This window comes from Flavobacterium swingsii (assembly GCF_900111965.1).
Taxonomy (GTDB): domain Bacteria; phylum Bacteroidota; class Bacteroidia; order Flavobacteriales; family Flavobacteriaceae; genus Flavobacterium; species Flavobacterium swingsii.
This window is the reverse complement of record NZ_FOJT01000003.1, coordinates 401,872-416,356: the sequence shown is the minus strand read 5'-3', so window position 1 is coordinate 416,356 and position 14,485 is coordinate 401,872. Positions and strand designations below refer to the sequence as shown.

Annotated in this window: 12 protein-coding genes; 1 reads left to right on the top strand and 11 read right to left on the bottom strand. The window is 31.1% G+C overall.

Going from position 1 to position 14,485, the window contains the following annotated elements:
- From aroA to BM053_RS06970, 10 genes are all read right to left on the bottom strand, one after another.
- A complete protein-coding gene (gene aroA / locus BM053_RS07015; protein ID WP_091475528.1) occupies nt 1–1,227 on the bottom strand; it encodes a 3-phosphoshikimate 1-carboxyvinyltransferase in 1,227 nt (408 codons plus the stop codon).
- Between the two features lie 2 nt (nt 1,228–1,229).
- On the bottom strand, nt 1,230–1,556 hold the full coding sequence (locus tag BM053_RS07010) for a nucleotide pyrophosphohydrolase (protein ID WP_091475526.1): 327 nt from the start codon (nt 1,554–1,556) through the stop codon (nt 1,230–1,232).
- 1 nt (nt 1,557) lies between these two features.
- Nucleotides 1,558–3,555: a DUF3857 domain-containing protein gene (locus BM053_RS07005; RefSeq protein ID WP_091475525.1), complete on the bottom strand. Its 1,998-nt coding sequence runs from the start codon at nt 3,553–3,555 to the stop codon at nt 1,558–1,560.
- A 75-nt stretch (nt 3,556–3,630) separates the two neighbouring features.
- A complete protein-coding gene (locus BM053_RS07000; protein WP_091475522.1) occupies nt 3,631–5,613 on the bottom strand; it encodes a DUF3857 domain-containing protein in 1,983 nt (660 codons plus the stop codon).
- Nucleotides 5,614–5,620: 7 nt separating this feature from the next.
- Complete coding sequence (locus BM053_RS06995; RefSeq protein WP_091475520.1) at nt 5,621–7,528, bottom strand: DUF3857 domain-containing protein; 1,908 nt, start codon at nt 7,526–7,528, stop codon at nt 5,621–5,623.
- Between the two features lie 35 nt (nt 7,529–7,563).
- Nucleotides 7,564–8,016 (bottom strand): D-aminoacyl-tRNA deacylase, encoded by a 453-nt coding sequence (gene dtd / locus BM053_RS06990; protein WP_091475518.1) that lies wholly within the window; start codon nt 8,014–8,016, stop codon nt 7,564–7,566.
- Nucleotides 8,017–8,022: 6 nt separating this feature from the next.
- On the bottom strand, nt 8,023–9,006 hold the full coding sequence (gene rsgA, locus BM053_RS06985) for a ribosome small subunit-dependent GTPase A (protein ID WP_091475517.1): 984 nt from the start codon (nt 9,004–9,006) through the stop codon (nt 8,023–8,025).
- A gap of 89 nt (nt 9,007–9,095) precedes the next feature.
- Nucleotides 9,096–10,178: a bifunctional 3-deoxy-7-phosphoheptulonate synthase/chorismate mutase type II gene (locus BM053_RS06980; RefSeq protein ID WP_091475515.1), complete on the bottom strand. Its 1,083-nt coding sequence runs from the start codon at nt 10,176–10,178 to the stop codon at nt 9,096–9,098.
- Nucleotides 10,179–10,198: 20 nt separating this feature from the next.
- Complete coding sequence (locus BM053_RS06975) at nt 10,199–11,368, bottom strand: pyridoxal phosphate-dependent aminotransferase (protein WP_091475513.1); 1,170 nt, start codon at nt 11,366–11,368, stop codon at nt 10,199–10,201.
- A complete protein-coding gene (locus BM053_RS06970) occupies nt 11,365–12,195 on the bottom strand; it encodes a prephenate dehydratase (RefSeq protein ID WP_091475511.1) in 831 nt (276 codons plus the stop codon). The genes BM053_RS06975 and BM053_RS06970 overlap by 4 nt, the downstream gene beginning before the upstream one ends.
- A 280-nt stretch (nt 12,196–12,475) precedes the next feature.
- Here BM053_RS06970 and gldA point away from each other — a divergent pair, with 280 nt between their 5' ends.
- Complete coding sequence (gene gldA, locus BM053_RS06965) at nt 12,476–13,372, top strand: gliding motility-associated ABC transporter ATP-binding subunit GldA (RefSeq protein ID WP_091475510.1); 897 nt, start codon at nt 12,476–12,478, stop codon at nt 13,370–13,372.
- A 140-nt stretch (nt 13,373–13,512) separates the two neighbouring features.
- Here the strand turns inward: gldA and metF are convergent, their stop codons facing one another.
- On the bottom strand, nt 13,513–14,469 hold the full coding sequence (gene metF / locus BM053_RS06960; RefSeq protein ID WP_091475508.1) for a methylenetetrahydrofolate reductase [NAD(P)H]: 957 nt from the start codon (nt 14,467–14,469) through the stop codon (nt 13,513–13,515).
- Nucleotides 14,470–14,485 lie beyond the last annotated feature (16 nt).

Genomic DNA, 14,485 nt, shown 5'->3' with positions numbered 1-14,485 from the left:
TTATACTTCATTCATTTTAAAACCTACACTTTGTAAATCGCTCCAAAAATTGGGATACGATTTTGAAACTACCTCAGCATCTTCAATTATAATTGATGCTTTTAAGGCTAATGGTGCAAATGCCATAGCCATACGATGGTCTTGATAGGTTGAGATTTTTACATTTGAATTGATTGAATTTGAAACTTCTAGAGTTAAACTATCATTGGTAACAGAGACATTTGCGCCCAATTTTGTTAATTCAACTTGTAAAGCTTCTAGTCTATCAGTTTCTTTTATTTTTAATGTATGTAAACCTGTAAGGTGACAGCCAATTCCTAGTCCGAAACAAGTTACGGCAATGGTTTGAGCAATATCTGGAGCATTATTTAATTGATAATTGACAATTAACAATTGACAATTTTTGTCTTTACGCAAATGAATTTGATTATCTTCAAAAGTAGTTTCTACTCCAAAATCCTTATAAATTTCTGCTAATACTGAATCGCCTTGCAGACTATTTTGCTTATAACTGGACAATGTGATTTGTGTTCCTATTTCTGAAAGTGCAATTATTGAATAAAAATAGGAAGCGGAAGACCAATCACTTTCAATTACGAATTGTGAATTATGAATTGTGAATTTTGGTAATACCGAAATTTTGTTATCAATAAATGAAGTTTCAATTCCTAAATCATTAAGCAAAGCCAAAGTCATTTTTATGTACGGAACAGATGTTATTTCTCCAATTAATGTTAATTCTAGTCCGTTTTCCAATTTTGGAGCGACTAGTAATAATGCCGAAATATATTGACTACTTACATTTGCGGGAAGCGACACTTTATTTTGAGTGATTTTTTTACCAATAATTTTTATGGGTGGAAAACCCTTATTTTCTTCGTATGAGATTTCTGCTCCGAGTTGTTGTAAGGCTTCAACTAGAATTTTTATTGGTCGCTCTTTCATTCGAGAGGAACCAGTAAGAATCACTTCTTTACCTTCTTTTTGAGCAAAATAAGCTGTAAGAAATCGCATGGCCGTTCCTGCGTGGTGAATATCGATTACAGTTTCATTTGAAGTTAATGCTTTAATCATAACTTCGGAGTCATCGGAATTAGAAACGTTTTCTAAAACTAAGTTCGGATACAATGCTTGCAACAATAACAATCTATTGGTTTCCGATTTAGAACCAGAAATTTTGACTGAAGATTGTTGATTAACGATAGTTGATTGCAGAAGTAAATTCACAATTATTTCAGTTTTTCGTTGTTATGATGACGGTCGTGGTCGCGATTTGTTTTTAGGTCTAGTTTCTTGTCAAACGCAGCTTGTAAATCGATTCCTGTTTGATTTGCCAAACACAAAACTACAAAAACAACATCGGCAAGTTCTTCACCTAAATCTTTGTTTTTATCGGATTCTTTTTCGGATTGTTCTCCATAACGACGTGCAATAATACGAGCTACCTCGCCTACTTCTTCGGTAAGTTGCGCCATATTTGTAAGCTCATTAAAATAACGAACTCCGTGGTTTTTTATCCAATTATCAACTTCGAGTTGTGAGTTTTTTAGATTCATATTATATCTTTTTTAATACAATTTTTTCGGTTTCTTTTTTAACTATGCTACCGTAAAAAGCTTTCAATTCTTCATAATAATCTGCTGGAAAAATTGGTGTATTTATTTCTGTAGAAACTATTACTTGTATTTTATTGGCAGTATTGGAAATGTTTAATCTAAAAATTCCAAGATTATCACTTATCCCTATGGCTGTTTTTTCCGGCATAGATTCTACAATATATCCTTCAGGTATTGTGATATTTAAATTTATTTTTTCTTGACTAGGAAAACCATAATCTATTGGATATTCTCTTTTCTCTTGTGTAAAAGGGTTGTTTGTTTCCGCTAGAAACAATAAGGGAGAAAAATATAATTTATCGCCAATTTTTTCGATAGAATTACTCCTTTTGAAACTATAGGTTTCTATTACTGGTTTTGTTAAATCTAATTTATTAGCAATCGTATAATCGCTAACTTCTATATTAGATTCTTTTTCTAATTTCTCTAAATAATTTTCTTGTGATAAAATTTTATGCTTTTCTCTAAAATTTAAAGCATTATAATCAAAATATTGTTCTTGAATTCTTCCATCAATTGAAGCATCTACATTTATATTAACAAATAAATTTATTACAGATTTTGAATTTTGTTTTGGCATCAAATCTATATCTTCTGAAGTATTGTTTTTTCTTATAATTTTTCCAAACCAATTCAAGGCTTTCATTGGCAATATATTTGGTGTTGTGTTTTTATTTGATGCATCTAGAAGTATTAAACCTTTGTCAGATTCTACAGCCGCAACCACATAATTAAAGCCTGTTATTGATGGGTAAACTGGGATTCCGTTACTACGTGTACTTAATAAAACAGGATTCGATTTGATGTCTGCATAACGCAACATTGCAACGAGCATAATATTTATTTCAGCAATATTTCCTTTTTTATCTTTGTAGGCTTTCTTCACACCATCATCGCATCTATAACCATTATAATCATTCCAATTCATTCGAGATTGAACAAAATTAAAAATGGCATTTGTCTTTTCTTCTTGCGTTGTCAAACCTGCAAGAATTGCTTTTAAATCCTCTTCAAAATAATTAGATTTGTTTAATTCTCCACCAAATTCATCAGATTCATAAATAGTTTTTACAACATCTTCCCAAGTTTGCGAAATAGCTTTGGTATAATCGTTTGGAAATTTAGTAGCCGAAAGTTCATGTTTTACACTTGAACTATAGTTTTCAATATTATTTACATAAACTTCATCTTTTATGGCAGGAATATTTTCTGATAAATAAGTTACTATACTATTGGTGTAATTTATTGTTTCGCTATCCTTTTTATATCCTCCAAAACCCAACTCTTTACTGGTTAGCGTTATACTAATCTTTGAACTTGTTTTAGTTTCTAATGGCTTTAGAGAACCTTTTCTATATGTATTATAAAGAAAGTACTCAGGAATTACTGTTTTGTATTCAGAATAATTCACCAGAATTTGTTCTTGAAAATCCCAATCTGGAAATTTAGAAAAATACTTAGATTTTAACTCATATTTATATTCTATCACAGAACCAACTTTTACGTTAGGCATCGTGATTTTTTTTGTAGAATAATATTTGTTTGTTTTCTCTACAAATTCTCCTTCGCTTTTTAGTTTTGTTTTTTCTATTGCTCCATTTACTAAATTATAGGTTACTGCTTTCGAAAAATCTACAGATTCTTCTGGAGAATTACCAACATAAAAAGAAACTGCTTTGTTAGCCCATTCGTAACCTTCTTTTTTATAAATTTTTACTCGAGTAGTAACTTCGGTTATCATTATGAATCCATCGTTTTGACTATATTCGAAATAAGTTCTTCCGACATTATATAAAATAGCTGCGACAGCAGTTGTGTCTTTTGGGTGTGTTTTTTCTTGAAGCTCAGCAATAGTTACTTTCCCTAACTCGAATTTCTGAGCGTAAATATTTGAAAATGTTATAAGAAGCCCTAAAATAAATATTTTTTTTATTGACATATTTTTTTATTGTTATTAATATTTATTGTTATATATACAAAATATTGTTTTTACATAATTTAAAACTGGCACAAATTAAACTTTTTTAAGTACTATTTTCTCAGTTTGTTTGCTTAAATACAACCTGAAAAAATCTTTAAGAATTGTATAATTTTCTGCACTTACAATTGAGACTTCAGTTTTTAAACTCATAACAACAGTAATTTGCTTTACATTTTTTGAAACTAAAAATTTGAAGTCAATAAACTTTTCTTCAGTATTTAAAATACTTTCTGTAGGCAAACTTTCAACAACGTAACCTTCTGGAATATTGATAATAATAGTGTACTTATCATGCTTTGGAAAAATAAAGTCAACTGGATATTTTCTATTCTCTTGTTTAAATAAATTTTCATTTTTTTCAAACATCAATAATGGAGAGAAATACATTTTATCTCCAATGATTTCAACAGAATTATTATCTTTAAAAGAATAAATTTCTATAACTTGCTTATCTAAATCGTACTTATTCTCAATTTTATAGTCTTTTATTTGAATTCCCTTGTGTGTGTTTTCTAATTTTTCAAGATACGATTCTTCGGATAGATTTGAATATTTATTTCTAAAACTTGACCCGCAATAATGAAAATATTGTTCTCTTATATTTCCGTTAACCTCTCCGTCTGGGCTGATTGAAGCTATCAAATTCACAAAATTATTTGAAATCATTTTAGGCATCAAATCAACTTCTGATGACAAACCATCTTTTTTTATTAATCTTCCTGTTTGATTTAAATCTCTAATGGGTAATATATTGATACTGCTCCATTTTTCAGTTGCGTCCAACAACAATTGTTTACCATCAATAGTTACTGATGCAATTACATAATTAAGTTTAGATCTGTTTGGAAATAATGCGACTCCATTTTCTCTAGTGCTTATTAAAACTGGATTAGAATCTATACCTGCCATTCTTAGTATAGAAACTAACATGAGGTTTATTTCGGCAACATTTCCAGTTTTTTCCAAATATGCAACTTCAACCCCTTTATTAGTATAATATCCATATTTCCCATTCCAAACCATTCTAGATTTAATAAACTCAAAAATCTTTAACATCTTTTCATTATCAGAATTTAGATTTAATACAAGAGGTTTAACATCATTAATAAAATAATCTACTTTTTCTAATTCTTTTCCAAATTCCTTTTCTAAATAAATAGATTTTGCAACATCTTCCCATGTTGTTGCCATTTGCTTAGGCTTTTGATTTGGAAATTGAATAACTTGAAGTTCATTTTCAATTTTACCATAATAATCATTTATATTACTTACATAGTCTTCTTCTATAAGTGCTGGAACATTGACTACACCATATGTAGTTTTTATTTGTTGATAATGTAGAGTTTTAGTCGTGTAATGCTCATTAAATGTTTGTGATTTATATTCAATTTTATCATCCATAGTAATATCTACATATCCTGTTTTTATTCCTTTATAAATATAAAAACCAGGTATCTCAGTCACATATTGAGCATAATTTACGGGTATTTTATATTGAAATTGAAAAACAGGTAACTCTGATAAATTTTGAGATTTCAATACATATTTTAATTCTATTACTGACCCAACTTTTACATTTGGGAATGTTATGATTTTTGTTTGCCAAAACTCATTAATTCTCTCCTTGAATTTTCCTTCACTGGAAACTTCTTCTTTTATTACTTTCCCATTCTCTACATTATAAGTAAATGCTTTTGAAATTGAAATTATATCGTCATCTAAGTTCTCATAACCAACATAATAAGGCATTTCAAAATTAGCCCATTTCAATCCTTCTTTTTTGTATATCTTTAGTCTAATAGAAAACTCTGTTCTTGCTACAAAACCATTTTTAACATCATAATCAAAAAAGGTTTTTGCTTTCTTAAAAAGAAAGGCTGCCACTGCAGATGTATCTTTGGAATGCTTCTTTTCATTCAATTCTTCTATTGTTACTTTTCCTAACTCAAATTTTTGACAATATGAATTTGAAAAAGTAATAAGTAGTCCTAGAATAAAAGCTTTTTTTATTGACATCGGTTAATTATTTTTTTATTAATATAATTTTTGAGTTGTCATTTCTGTTTACTTGCTCCATAAATAATCTATATTCGTCATATTCTGTTTTTGAATAAAGTCCTTTGTTGATTAACATGGTTCTTTTATATATCAATTTATTATTTGCTTTAACAACGATTTCAGTTTTATACTCTCCAAATTTAGTTTTTAATTCTACATTGTTTGGACTCGCTTCTACAATAAAGTTTTCTGGAAGATTCATTTCAATTTCATCATCATCATAATACCCTCTTTGTATTTCGAATTCATTTTTTCGATTCCTTATTTTTTTTACAACACTATTATACTTATTATAAACATTTACAGCAAACATCATTCTATTGGCAGAAATATTTCCATAATTTTCGGCAGAAATATCAACGTTTTCAATAAAACTTATTTTCTCTTTATCGTTTAAAAATGTTGTTTTAAGTATTTTTAAATTATTAATATTATCCCAATATCCTTTATAATAAGTCTCTTTATCTAGAGGTGACATTTTTTCGATACCGAATTTCCTATTATACTGTGAGCCTTCAGACTCTATGACAACCGATCCAAATAAATCTCCATTATCGGACAATGAATAACTTCCTTTACTAATTTGACTATTTCCTTTATCTGAATAAACCTTAGTTCTTACAATCTCTCCTCCTTCTGGCTTGACAACCAAAGTGTTTCTGTCATCGGTAAAAGTTCCTTGATATCCAAAAGGAGCATCTTGACTAGTACATTCTAACCAAATATAATTTTCTTTATTAGGAACACATAAAATCACATGATTCCCTTGTATTGAAAAAAAATCTGTTTCAATATCCGTTTTATTATAACTTCCGTACAACTCAGTATAGTAGGAAGGCACACCAACCACATCTAATAGCGCCCTTGTATAGTTAGACAAAGCTTTACAGTCACCATATCCTAATCTATCTACATCTTTTGCTAACATTGGTTTAAAACCACCTATTCCGACCTGTACACTTACATATCTTGTTTTTTCTTGCATGTATTTATAAACAAGTTTTGCCTTTTTAATTAGGTCTGTTTCATTGCCTATAAGCTTTTTAATTTTAACTTTAGTTTCTTCTGGCAAGTCAATCGTTCCTGACAAAATTTTCTCTGCAAACCATTGCCCATATTCTTTCCAATTCTTAATATTCCCATCAACTCCCTCTAAATTAAAGGATTCTAAACTCATCATTACTTTAGGAAAAGTGATTGCATTTGGCGTATAATCCTCTGGTTTTTGTGCTATTAAATTATTGACTTCATATGAAAGTTGTGTTTGTGAGTCTGTTTTTTTATTAATCTTATAGTTTAAAAAATTGAATTCTTTATTTTTCAAACCTAAAGACTCTACACAGTTTACATTTAAAATACTTTTTTCAGTACTCACAAAATACTCATTCAAAGGTGACCACTGAGGAATGAGCGCTGTATTTGACGTTCTTATTTCACTTTCATAAACAATTGTAAATGGATACTCTGTGGGTGTATATTCTAAATAAACAACTCTACTATCTGAAAAAATTGTTCCGCCCGCAACAGCGGTTTGATCTTTAAAATCATTTCTTTTTAGGTTTTTTATTTGTTTACCAAAAGCGTTATAAACCGTAGCATCAATTCGATTAATACTAGTTCTTTTGTCATAACTTTGATAAGCATTAATCGCTTCAATTCCTTTTTCGTTAAGAACTGTGATTATCCTTTTGTTTTTGATATTCATATTCCGTTGAGAGTTAATATCAATATCCATTTGGTCTAATCTTATAACTGCATTTGCGCTTAATTTTAAACTATCTGGAATTGAAAATACGTCTAAATTAACTTTTTGAGAGTACGAAAAAAAAGAAATTAAACTAAAAATAAAACATAAAATAAATTTGTTTCTCATGGTGTGAATTTATGCAAATGTGAGAGTACATAATATTACTCTTTATTTTTACTATCTATAATTATGGTTACTGGCCCATCATTTACTAGAGAAACTTGCATATCTGCTCCAAAAATTCCTGTTTGTATTTTGTTACCTAATTCGGTTTCTAATTGTTTTACGAAACTCTCGTATAACGGAATGGCGGTTTCTGGTTTTGATGCTTTTATATAACTTGGACGATTTCCTTTTTTGGTCGAAGCGTGAAGTGTAAATTGAGAAACGACAATAATTTCGCCGTTTATATCTTTCACCGAAAGGTTCATTACATCATTTTCATCGGCAAAAATGCGAAGATTTATAATTTTTGATGTTAGCCAAATAATGTCTTCTTGATTGTCTGAGTCTTCAATTCCTACAAGAATTAATAATCCTTTTTGGATTTCAGCTACAATTTTAGAATCGATTGTTACTGATGCTTGAGAAACTCTTTGGATTACAGCTTTCACTATTTACTAATTTTTATTTCTCGTTTCATCACTCGCAATTCGGTCGTCATTATAAATATCAGTTCGATAGGTTTCGTCATCGCCTTCTAGGATTTTTAGATAACTATTGTATCGTGAATAGGAAATTTCGTCTTTTTCTAGCGCTTCTTTGACAGCACATTTTGGTTCGTCTTTGTGCAAACAATTATTAAATTTGCATTGATCTTTTAGTTTGAAAAATTCTGGGAAATAACCTGAAATTTCTTCTTTTTGCATATCTACAATTCCAAAACCTTTTATTCCTGGCGTGTCTATAATTTGTGCACCAAAAGACAAATCATACATTTCGGCAAATGTGGTTGTGTGTTGTCCTTGCTTACTTTGTTCGGAAATTGTTTTGGTTTTTAGGTGCAAACTTGGTTCCATCGCATTGACTAAAGTTGACTTTCCTACACCCGAATGTCCTGAAAACATGGTCACTTTGCCTTTCATTATTTCCTTTAATTCCTCGATTCCTTTTCCTTCGGTCGATGAAACTCGCAAACATTTGTATCCAATTTGCTGATAGATATATTGCATAAACAATTGCTCGTCGAGCATTGCGTCGTCGTAAGTATCTATTTTATTAAAAACCAGAATAGTTTCTATTCCGTAAGCTTCGGCAGTAACAAGAAAACGGTCTATAAAATTGGTTGTTGTTGGCGGATTATTTATCGTAATTAATAAAAAAACATAATCTAAATTTGATGCAATAATGTGCATTTGATGCGATAAATTAACCGATTTACGAACGATATAATTTTTTCTGTCGTGAATATTTGTAATCGTTCCTGTAACTACATCGGAATTTTCATCTAAATCATAATCGACAACATCGCCCACAGCAATTGGGTTGGTGCTTTTGATTCCTTTCATTCGGAATTTTCCTTTTATACGACATTCCATAAAATCTCCTTGTAAAGATTTTACAGTGTACCAACTTCCTGTAGATTTATAAACGAGTCCTGTCATTAATATTTTTTATGAATTTTGAATTCTAAATTTTAAATGTCAAAATTACGGTAATTTGACATTTAAAATTTAAAATTCAACATTTAAAATTAGGAATTAATTATTTTCTCCTGATGCGTAATACTTTCTTGGTGAATGGCTTTAAACATTTTTAAGATAAATTCTTCGCTTAGCCCTTTTTCTTCTCCGTCTAAAATCATTTTCCCTAGGATTTCGTTCCATCGTTTGTTTTGTAAAACGGCAACATTATTTGCTTTTTTAAGCGCTCCTATTTGTTCAGAAACTTTCATTCTGTTCCCTAAAATTTCTAAAATTTTGCTATCATAAATATCAATATTCGCTCGTAATTTTATCATTTCGGTGTTATAGCCATCTTCTTCAACGGTCATTTTTTTGACTTTCAAATCCTCGAAAATTTGTTTCAAAACAGTTGGTGTTACTTGCTGTGCTGCGTCGCTCCAAGCATTATCTGGATCGGTATGGGTTTCGATAATTAATCCATCATAATTTAAATCGAGTGCTTGTTGTGACACTTCCTGAATCATATTTCGGTTTCCTGTTATATGAGACGGATCGATTATTAATGGTAAATCCGGGAAACGACTTTGCAATTCGATTGCAATTTGCCATTCTGGAATGTTTCGATATTTTGTTTTTTCGTAGGTGGAAAACCCTCTGTGAATAACTCCTAATTTTTTGATTCCTGCATTATACAAACGCTCTACGCCGCCAATCCACAAAGCTAAATCTGGATTTACAGGGTTTTTTACCAATACTATTTTGTCTGTATTTTGTAAAGCATCGGCAATTTCCTGAACTGCAAAAGGATTTACGGTTGTTCGAGCGCCAATCCACAAAACATCAATATCGTGTTCTAATGCTAGTTTTACATGCGTGGCATTTGCTACTTCGATTGCCATAAGCAAACCTGTTTCGGCTTTGGCTTTTTGTAACCATTTAAGTCCAATTTCACCAACACCTTCAAATCCACCTGGACGCGTTCGTGGTTTCCAGATTCCTGCACGAAAAATACTCACATCGGATTTTTTTAATTCGTGTGCAATTTTCAATACTTGTTCTTCAGTTTCGGCACTGCAAGGTCCCGCAATTACTAACGGATGTGATAATTTGAAATCGTCTAACCAAGTGCGTAATGAGATACTATTTTCCATAGTTTGTGTTTGTTACAAAATTATAAATGAATTTGTTCTTCTATCAAAATTCTTGATAAAACTTCTTTAATTTTTTCTTCGGAAATACATAGGGAAAATCTAACATAACCTTCTCCGTTGTTTCCAAAAATTGTTCCTGGCGTGATAAATAAATCTTTTTCATACAATAATTCATCTACAAAATCCTCAGAATTAGTTATTCCTATTGGTAATTTTGCCCAGACAAATAGTCCAACTGCATTTTTATCGTACGTACATTTTAGTTTGTCTGCTAGTTGAAAAACTAAATTTCTACGCTTGTGATAAATTTTATTTTGTTCGTCAAACCAAGATTTATCTAATTTCAATGCTTCGATGGCTCCTTTTTGGATTCCGTAAAACATGCCCGAATCCATATTGCTTTTTACTTTCAAAATTGCGTCGATATATTTTGAATTTCCAGAAACCATTCCCACTCGCCAACCCGCCATATTGTAGGTTTTAGATAATGAATTTAACTCTAACACAACTTCTTTTGCTCCTGTTACTTGCAAAATCGAAATTGGATTGTCATTTAAAACAAAACTATACGGATTGTCATTTATGATTAATATTTGATGCTTTTTGGCGAAAGCGACTAATTTTTCAAACAAATATAAGCTTCCAGTTGCTCCCGTTGGCATATTTGGATAATTTACCCACATGAGTTTTACTTTGGTTAAATCTGTTTTTTCTAAAGCTTCAAAATTGGGTTCCCAATTATTTTCTGCTATCAAATCATAAAAAACAGGTTTTGCTCCTACTAAATTTGTTACCGAAGTATACGTTGGATATCCTGGATTTGGGATTAAAACTTCGTCTCCTTCATTGAGAAAAGCGAGTGAAATATGCATAATTCCTTCTTTAGAACCTATTAGCGGTAAAATCTCATTATTAAAATTCAAATCGACTTGAAAATTATTTTTGTAAAAGTTTGCCATTTCCTGTCTTAATTCTGGCAAACCTTGATAGGATTGATATTGATGCGCGACATTATCACACATAGCATTTTGAATTGCTCGGACAACTAATTTTGACGGTTGCAAATCCGGACTTCCAATTCCCATATTTACAATAGGTTTTCCTTGTGCAATGAGTTCCCGTACTTCCCTCAATTTTGATGAAAAGTAATATTCTTCGACGGTTTTTAATCTGTTTGCTATTGTTATCATTGTTCTCCTTTTTTGTATTCGCCTAAAACTTTGAAATGGGTTGTCATTAATTCTAAAATTTTCTTCGCTTTTTCGTAATGTTTGTATTTTTCGAAAACCACATCTACAAAAAATGAATACTTAAATGGCGTTTCGATTATCGGCATCGATTGAATCTTCGTTAAATTTAATTTACAATTATTCATCACATTTAGAATTGTAGCTAAATTTCCAGCAGTATCGTCGAGTTCAAATTTTATAGAGGCTTTATTAATCTCTTCTTTATTCCTTATCGTATTTTGAGTTTTTACAATAACGAATCTCGTTTTGTTACTTTTTACGGTATGAATCCCTGAAGCTAAAATCTCTAAATCGTATAATTGAGCAGCAATTGGACTGGCAACTGCTCCAATTCCCATTAGTTTTTGCTGTTGAATTCTTCTGGCAGTTTCGGCAGTATCTCCACTTTCTACGAGTTTAATATGTGGATATTTATTAAAAAAAACGGCACATTGCAACAAGGCGATTGGGTGTGAATGCACTTCGGTAATATCCTCTATTTTTTGACCTTTTAGCACCATAAGATTCATACTAATATCTAGATAATGTTCGCCAATAATATGCAAATCATTACTATCTATAAGTGCATAATTTGGAATTATCGAACCCGCAATAGAGTTTTCTAAAGCCATAATTCCTTTTTGCGAGGTATTTTCTTTGAGACTTCTTACTAAAAGTTCAAACGACATACATTCATCTAAAGAAAGATTTTTGTCGAACAAAGTCGCTGCAACCTGATGGTGAAACGAGCCTTCTATTCCCTGAATTGCGATTTTTTTTATTTCCATAATGAGCAAAAAAAATCCCGCCTAAAAGACGGGATTGTATATTATATTTTCAATTTAATTTTCTAATCAAATAACCATATAACAATCCCTTCCTATGTTCCAATAGAAATAAAAAGAATTGTTGCTAAAAAATGTATTATTTGTAATCATTGCTTTATATGAGCGATTTGAATGACAAACTTACTGAAAAAATGATAGCAAAATACATTTTTACAAAAAAATAAGTTTATCGAAATTTTTGATACTATTTTCTTCTTACTTTTGCTACAAATCACGAATTATGTCAATCGAAGTTCAAAATATTTCTAAAAATTACGGAACGCAAAAAGCGTTAGATACTATTTCTTTCTCGGTAAAAAAAGGAGAAATTGTAGGTTTTCTTGGTCCAAATGGCGCTGGAAAATCGACTTTAATGAAAATTTTGACAACTTATATTAATGCTGACGAAGGTTCGGCAATTGTAAATGGATTTGATGTAAATACAAATCAATTGGAAGTTCAGAAATCGGTTGGGTATTTACCAGAACACAATCCGTTGTATTTGGATTTGTATGTTCGAGAATATTTGGCTTTTAATGCCGATGTTTATAAAGTAGCAAAATCTCGTATTGAAGAAGTGATTTTTTTGACAGGTTTATCGCCTGAGAGTCATAAGAAAATTGGTCAACTATCTAAAGGTTATCGCCAGCGTGTAGGATTAGCGACTGCGCTTTTGCACAATCCTGATGTTTTAATTCTTGATGAACCAACCACAGGATTAGACCCAAACCAACTGGTTGAAATTCGTGAATTGATAAAAAATATTGGCAAAGACAAAACTGTTTTCCTATCGACACACATCATGCAAGAAGTGGAAGCGATTTGCGACAGAGTTATTATTATAAATCACGGAAAAATTGTTACCGACAAGAATCTTGATTTATTGGTTGCCGAAAAAACAGAACAAATTATCGAAGTTGAATTTGATAAAGTCATTGACGAAAAATTATTTGATACTTTACCAAATATTCAATCGTATAAAAATTTACATGATTTGGTTTGGGAGCTTTCTTTTACAACCGAAACCGATATGCGTCCCGTGGTTTTCGATTTTGCTCACGAAAATGGACTAAAAACTTTACAGTTGAATTTGAAAAATAAGAATTTAGAAAGTATTTTTAGAGAAATGACGAAGTAAGTTTCGGAAAAATGGCACGCGGATGACACGGATTAAGCTGATTTTCACGGATTTTTTTTTAGCCCAGATAGTAGAGGAAATCCTTTTGTGCTGATTTTTCTTCAGCACAAAAGATTGTAACGAATAGCTGGAAATAGCTCCTAAAAAACTTCTCTTGCAATCGCTTTGATATTTTCTGCTTTTCCCATCGAATAATAATGTAAAACTGGGATTCCTGCCGCAACCAATTCTTTACTTTGTTCAGTACACCACTCGATTCCTATTTGCTTTACGGCATCGTTATCGTTTGCTTTTACTACCGCCATAATTAAATCGTCTGGTAATTGCACACTGAATCGGTGCGGAATAAGGTTTAATTGTTTTTTTGTCGCAATAGGTTTTAATCCTGGAATGATAGGAATTGTGATGCCTGCCGCACGGCATTTTGCGACAAAATCGAAGAATTTTTTGTTGTCGAAAAACATTTGCGTGATGATATATTGCGCTCCGTTTTTTATTTTTTGCTTTAGGAAATGAACATCGCTATCTACACTTGGTGCTTCCATGTGTTTTTCGGGATAACCTGCAATTCCGATACAAAAATTCGTTGATGACGAGTTTTGCAAATCTTCATCAAGATAAATTCCTTTGTTTAAGTTGGCGATTTGTGTAACCAATTCTGATGCGTATTGATTCCCTGCTTTTTCTGCCTTAAAATAAATTTCGTTTTTTAACGCATCTCCACGCAATGCCACCACATTATCGATGTCTAGAAAATCCAAATCTATCAATAAATTCTCAGTGTCTTCTCTATTAAAACCGCCACATAAAATATGCGGAATGGCATCTACACGGTATTTATTTTGAATCGCAGCACAAATCCCGACCGTTCCTGGACGTTTTTTTACAATCTTTTTTTCTAACAATCCGCTAGGTAATTCCTTGTATTCGTATTCTTCCCGATGGTAAGTTACGTCTATAAATGGTGGATTAAATTCCATTAATGGATCGATACTATCAAAAATAGATTGTATGTTTTGTCCTTTTAGCGGTGGTAATATTTCGAAAGAAAAAAGTGGTTTTCCTTGAGCGTTTTCTATATGTTGCGTTACTTTCATTTTTAAATTTTAGAAT